Annotated in this window: 4 protein-coding genes and 1 pseudogene; all 5 read right to left on the reverse strand. The window is 30.5% G+C overall.

Annotation, left to right across the window (positions count from 1 at the left end; genetic code table 11):
• Positions 1–50: 50 nt before the first annotated feature.
• Positions 51–1946: an acetate--CoA ligase gene (locus ACH2BO_RS05995; RefSeq protein ID WP_395043846.1), complete on the reverse strand. Its 1896-nt coding sequence runs from the start codon at positions 1944–1946 to the stop codon at positions 51–53.
• A gap of 14 nt (positions 1947–1960) precedes the next feature.
• The gene (locus tag ACH2BO_RS06000) at positions 1961–2326 is read right to left on the reverse strand and encodes a response regulator transcription factor (RefSeq protein WP_395043847.1); all 366 of its coding nucleotides are present in this window, start codon (positions 2324–2326) and stop codon (positions 1961–1963) included.
• Between the two features lie 11 nt (positions 2327–2337).
• Positions 2338–5022 (reverse strand): ATP-binding protein, encoded by a 2685-nt coding sequence (locus ACH2BO_RS06005; protein WP_395043848.1) that lies wholly within the window; start codon positions 5020–5022, stop codon positions 2338–2340.
• 489 nt (positions 5023–5511) lie between these two features.
• Positions 5512–5727 (reverse strand): DUF6814 family protein, encoded by a 216-nt coding sequence (locus tag ACH2BO_RS06010; protein ID WP_395043849.1) that lies wholly within the window; start codon positions 5725–5727, stop codon positions 5512–5514.
• Between the two features lie 12 nt (positions 5728–5739).
• Positions 5740–6003: pseudogene (locus ACH2BO_RS06015) on the reverse strand (MFS transporter); the annotation flags it as partial.

Genomic DNA, 6003 nt, shown 5'->3' on the forward strand with positions numbered 1-6003 from the left:
ATTCTATTAATTTGAAAAATAAATATCTTGCTAAATTGATATAGCTAGGTTTATTTAAAAGAACCTATTTTATAATCTGCAAAAGCCAATTTAACTTCGTCAATAATGGTTTCATCATCTAAAGTTGAAGGAATTTGAAAATCATCACCATCGACAATACTTCTTAATAATTTTCTTAAAATTTTGCCCGAACGAGTTTTGGGCAATCTATCAACAATAATGACATTTCTTAATGATGATACTGCACCAATTTGTTCACGAACCAATTTAACAATTTCGTGTTCCAATTGAAAACTTTCTATTTCGTTTGTTAATTTTATAACAACTAATGCCAAAGGAATTTGACCTTTTAATTCATCATTAATTCCAATAACGGCGCATTCTACAACTGCTTGATGCGATGCTACAATTTCTTCCATTTCGGCAGTTGAAAGTCTGTGTCCGGCAACATTTATAACATCATCAACTCTTCCAGTTATGAAAATATAGTCGTCTTCGTCTTTATATCCGCCATCGCCAGAAAAATAATACCCTGGAAATTTATTCAAATAACCCATTTTAAATCGGTGGTTGTCATTCCATAAATTCAATAATGTTCCTGGTGGCAATGGCAATTTTATAACTACAAAACCTTCTTGATTTGTTCCAAGTTCTTGTCCGTTTTCATTAAAAATTTTAATATCGTAGCCAGAAACTGCTTTTCCAGTCGAACCAGGTTTTATTGGCAAATATTCTACGCCCATCATATTAGAAATCATTGGCCAACCCGATTCTGTTTGCCACCAATGATCGATTACTGGAATCGGAATGTGTTCTCGATACCAGTCGAATGTTGCAACATCGCATCGTTCTCCTGCTAAAAACTGAGTTTTTAACGAACTTAAATCATATTTTTTAATGAAATCTCCATTTGGATCTTCTTTTTTTATGGCTCTAATTGCTGTTGGAGCAGTAAACATTGCACTGACTTTGTGTTCAGAAATTATTCTCCAAAACGTGCTAGAATCTGGCGTTTTTATTGGTTTTCCTTCAAATATAATGGTTGTATTTCTATTTATTAATGGGCCATAAACTATAAAACTATGACCAACAACCCAACCAACATCTGATGCTGCCCAAAAAACTTCATCTGGTTTAACACCATAAATATAGTTCATCGAAAATTTAAGTGCCGTAGCATAACCTCCTGTATCTCTGACAATTCCTTTAGGTTTTCCTGTTGTTCCAGATGTGTATAAAATGTAAAGCGGATGTGTTGCATTTACAGGAACACACGCAGCTTCTTCAGAACCATAAACCAGAGCATCATAATCGACATCGTATTTTTTGAATGGAATTCTTGCTCCTAATTTTCTATTGAAAACAATAACTTTTTTTGGTTTATGTGATGATAATTCTATAGCTTCATCAATCAATGGTTTATAAGCTATTAATCTATCTACTTCTATTCCTGATGAAGCAGTAATAATACCTCTTGGTTTACAATCATCTATTCTAATAGCTAATTCATGTGGTGCAAAACCTCCGAAAACTACAGAATGTGTCACACCAATTCTAGCACAAGCCAACATAGCAAATGCAGCTTGCGGAATCATTGGCATATATATTACCGCTGTATCTCCTTTTTTGAATCCCAAAGAAGTTAAACCTCCAGCAAGTTTTGCAACTTCTCTTTTTACTTCGTTGTAAGTATATTTTTTTACGGTTTGCGTAACTGGTGAATCATATATTATTGCACTATTTTCTCCAAAACCGTCTTCAATATGTATGTCAATTGCAAGGTAACAAATGTTCAACTCGCCATCTTCAAACCATAATGGATAATCATTTTGATCTTTAGAAAGAATAATTTTTGGTTTTTTGAACCATTCAATTTCAATAGACTGTTCTTTCCAAAATTCTTCTGGAAAATCAATACTTTTTTGATAGAAATTAGAATATTTCATTAGTTCTTTTTGTTTTAATTTGCAACAAGTTGGTTTACTTGTTCGACTACTTTTTTAATTGAAAATGGTTTTGTTAAATAAACATCTGCACCAAGCGATAAACCTTTTTCTATATCGCTTTCTTTGTTTTTAGCCGATAGAAAAATTACTTTGCAATGGTTTAGTTTTTCAGTTTTTTTGATTTGTTCTAAAGTTTCAAATCCATCAACTGATGGCATCATCACGTCTAAAATTATTACATCAGGCAACTGCGTTTTTAAAATTTCTAATGCTTCCAATCCATCTCGTGCTATGAAAACTTCGAAATTATTTTTCTTGAAAGTATATTCTAACGTCATTACAATATTAGGTTCGTCGTCTACAATTAAAATTTTTTTCATATTTTTAAAAGTTATTTTTTTGGTAATGTAAAAGTAATGCAAGCACCACCATTTTTTGCATTTGAAGCCCAAATTTTTCCTTTGTGATGTTCAATAATTTGTTTACAAATAGCTAATCCTAAACCGCTTCCAATTGGTTTTTTGAAATTCTGATTAGTCGATTGATAGAATTTGTCAAACACTACATCCAAATCATTTTTGTTAATTCCTTTTCCGTTATCAGAAACTTGAATTTCTATAATATTAACTTTTTCTGATGCTGTAATTGTGATTAATCCGTTGTTTTCTGGACAGAATTTAATAGAATTTGAAACTAAATTGGTAATGACCTGAAAAATTCTATCTTCATCATAAACTGCTGTTAATGAAGATTTACCTTCAACATAAATTGTTATATTTTTATTATTTATCAAATGTTGTAATGGTTCAATTACTTTTTCAATCGTTTCAATAATGTTATAAACGGCAACATTTATTTTTTGTTTTCCTGTTTCAAATTTTTCTAAATCTAGAATTTTATCAATCAATCGGTTTAATCTATCCGATTCTGAAATTATACTTTGCAGAAATTGCTTTTTTAAATCTTCTGGAATGTCATCATCGTCGTGCAAAATTTCGCTAGCGGCACGAATGGCAGTAATTGGCGTTCGCAATTCGTGTGTTACAGTATCTAAAAATTCGTCTTTTTGCTTGTCTTTTTCTAATAATGATTCGTTTGCGTTTTGCAGTTTGGCTGAAATTACTTTTAATTCATTAGATGTTTCAGTCAGTTTTTTATTGGTAATTATATTTTCTTTGGATTCTTCAAGTATTTTTAAAACTTCGGGTAACGAGATTTTTTCTTCTTTTGCAACACTGGAAATCAATATTCTGGCAGAAGCCGTTCCAATATGTCCTGTCAATAAGTTTTCAGAAAATTTGATTAATCGGGCATCTGCTAATGCTTCGTTTTTATCGATACTGTATTTTAAATTGAAAATATTCATGGCTCGTTTGGTTCGTTCTTCGCCTAGAAAACGAATTAAAACTTTCTCAATATCAGATCGATATGCTGTGCCTTTCCATACAAATGCATTTTCGTGATTTGTAATGTATTTATTGATGTCAACAAACATTTCGGCATAATTCCGTTCGCGATAATTTCCTTTAAAACTAACAGAAACAGAAATATAAGTCATGATATTAAAAAGTAAACTCCAAAAAAGTGCGTGCGGAACAGGATCTAAATAATCTAATCCGAATAATTGAAATGGTTTTAGCAATTGAATATCTAGAAATCCATTTAAAATAAAAGTACTGTTTATGTTAGTAATACCAATCATATAAGGAATTAATAACGTATAAATGCAAATAAAAAATCCGATAATAATGCTATAAATTGAACCAAGTCTTGAACCTCTGCGCCAAAATAATGCTCCGAAAAATGCTGGTGCCAACTGTGCAATTATTACAAAAGCAATCATTCCGATAGAAACCAAGTTGTAATCTAATCCGAAAAAACGGTACATAAAATACGACAGTATAATCAACAAAAAAATTCCAATTTTTCTACTGTTAATAATTGTTTTGTTGCTGATTGTTTGGTCTTCGCTTTTTAATCTTCCTAGTAAATTGTAGGGAATTAAAATATTATTTGTAATCATTGTCGAAAGTCCAATACTAGAAACAATTATCATTGAAATTGCAGCCGAAAATCCACCAAGAAAAACTAGAACTGTCATTGTTTTATTGTCAAAAAGTTGCGGAATTAATAAAGAATAAACATCAGAATTGACTTCTTTTCCTTCAAATAAAATATTTCCACCCCAAGCAATTGGATACACAAAAAGATTAAAAATCAATAAATAAAGTGGAAATAACCAAATGGCAGTATTGATGTGACTTTCTCTATTGTTCTCAATTACAGAAACTTGAAATTGTCTTGGCAATAAAAAGATAGCAAACATTGATAAAACACAAAGCAAAAACCAATTGATGGCTTGTGGCAATCCACCAATGGTATTTTTTTCTTGAAAATGTTCTAATAATGATGCTTTTTGGTAAATATCATCGAAACCATCAAAAACAAAAAAAGTAATGTAAACACCTACTGTTACAAAGAAAACCAGTTTCAAAACACTTTCCATTGCAACTGCTGTTACAATTCCTTTTCTTTTTTCGGATGCATCTACATATCTTGTTCCATAATAGGATGCAAATAATGCCAAAGCGATTGCAACATATGTTGTTGTGTCGTCAAAAATGTAATTACTCATTTTTGTTTTTGTCACCACATGAAAAGTTTCGGCAATAGCTTTAAGTTGTAATGCAATGTAAGGTAAAATTCCGGTAAGACAGATTAGGGTTACAATTGCACCTAGAAAACGACTGTTTCCGTAACGAAGCGAAATAAAATCGGCTATACTAGAAATTTTGTTTACACTAGAAATTCGGATAATTTTCTTTAGAATTAATATCCACGAAGGTGCAATAATTATTGGTCCTAAATAAATTGGTAAATAACTTAATCCGCTATCGGCAGCAACGCCAACACTTCCATAATACGTCCAAGCTGTGCAATAAACCGCTAGTGATAACGAGTAAACATAAGGATTATTCGTCCATTTGTTGTTCTCCTTTTTTTCTGCCCAATGTGCAATAAAAAAAAGTGCTGCCAAATAGATGGAAAGAATTATTAAAAGTGAAATGCTACTCATTATATCGTTTTACAATTAATAATGATACTAAAATGGAAAAAAACCAAATTGAGAAAAAATAAATATAAATAACTGGAAAACCAAACAGATTTTTAGACGAATCGAACAACAAAAGTATTGGCAAATTCAATCCTATCAATAAGAGTATCGATAAAATTACTAATTTTTGTTGGTGTCTTTTTTTCATATTTTTTTATATTTCTTTGATTTCCTCAATCTGTGTTGCTTTTATTTTTATTACACAGATTTTAGAAATTGGAATAATTTAAATAATTTAAATAATTTCTCTGATTTTTCATATTTTTCAGATTTCTTTGATTTCTTTGATTTCTTTGATTTCCTCAATCTGTGTTGCTTTTATTTTTATAACACAGATTTTAGAAATTGGAATAATTTAAATAATTTCTCTGATTTCATTAACTTATTAAATTAAAAAAAACTAAAAGCCCTTATGAAAATAAGAGCTAATAGTTTTAATAAAATTTATTTTTAATCTTTATATTCATCTTTAATGGCAAAATACCCAAAAGTGAATAATCCTGTAACAATTAATGGCATTAGTACGAAAAATATAATGATTCCGAACACCAAATCGTCTTGTTTACCCGAAGTTAATTTTCCTCCAAATATACTTATGCAATAATATCCTGTTGCCAAGGCTAAAAGCATCCAAACTATTCCTAATATTTTTTTAATTGAATTCATAATTTATATATTTTAGTCGTGAAGAGTATTATTTTTTCTGTTGATGTAAATCATTCCGATAACGAAACAAACGCCTGCAATGACAATAGGATACCACAAACCTTCGAGATAAAACTCAGGATTTAATGGCGTTGGTCCAGTGCCTTTTGCTGTTGTAACAAAATAGGTCGAAATTGCAGGAAGTAATCCACCAAAGATACCATTTCCTACGTGATAAGGCAACGACATTGACGTATATCTAATTTTTACTGGAAACATTTCAACTAAGAAAGCCGC

Source organism: Flavobacterium sp., assembly GCF_043773265.1.
In the GTDB taxonomy this organism is placed as follows: Bacteria; Bacteroidota; Bacteroidia; order Flavobacteriales; family Flavobacteriaceae; genus Flavobacterium.

Excerpts from the sequence above, each read along its gene's own strand:
- ACH2BO_RS06005 (WP_395043848.1), bottom strand. The coding sequence starts at position 5,022 with ATGAGTAGCATTTCACTTTTAATAATTCTTTCCATCTATTTGGCAGCA.
- ACH2BO_RS06000 (WP_395043847.1), bottom strand. The coding sequence starts at position 2,326 with ATGAAAAAAATTTTAATTGTAGACGACGAACCTAATATTGTAATGACG.
- ACH2BO_RS06010 (WP_395043849.1), bottom strand. The coding sequence starts at position 5,727 with ATGAATTCAATTAAAAAAATATTAGGAATAGTTTGGATGCTTTTAGCC.
- ACH2BO_RS05995 (WP_395043846.1), bottom strand. The coding sequence starts at position 1,946 with ATGAAATATTCTAATTTCTATCAAAAAAGTATTGATTTTCCAGAAGAA.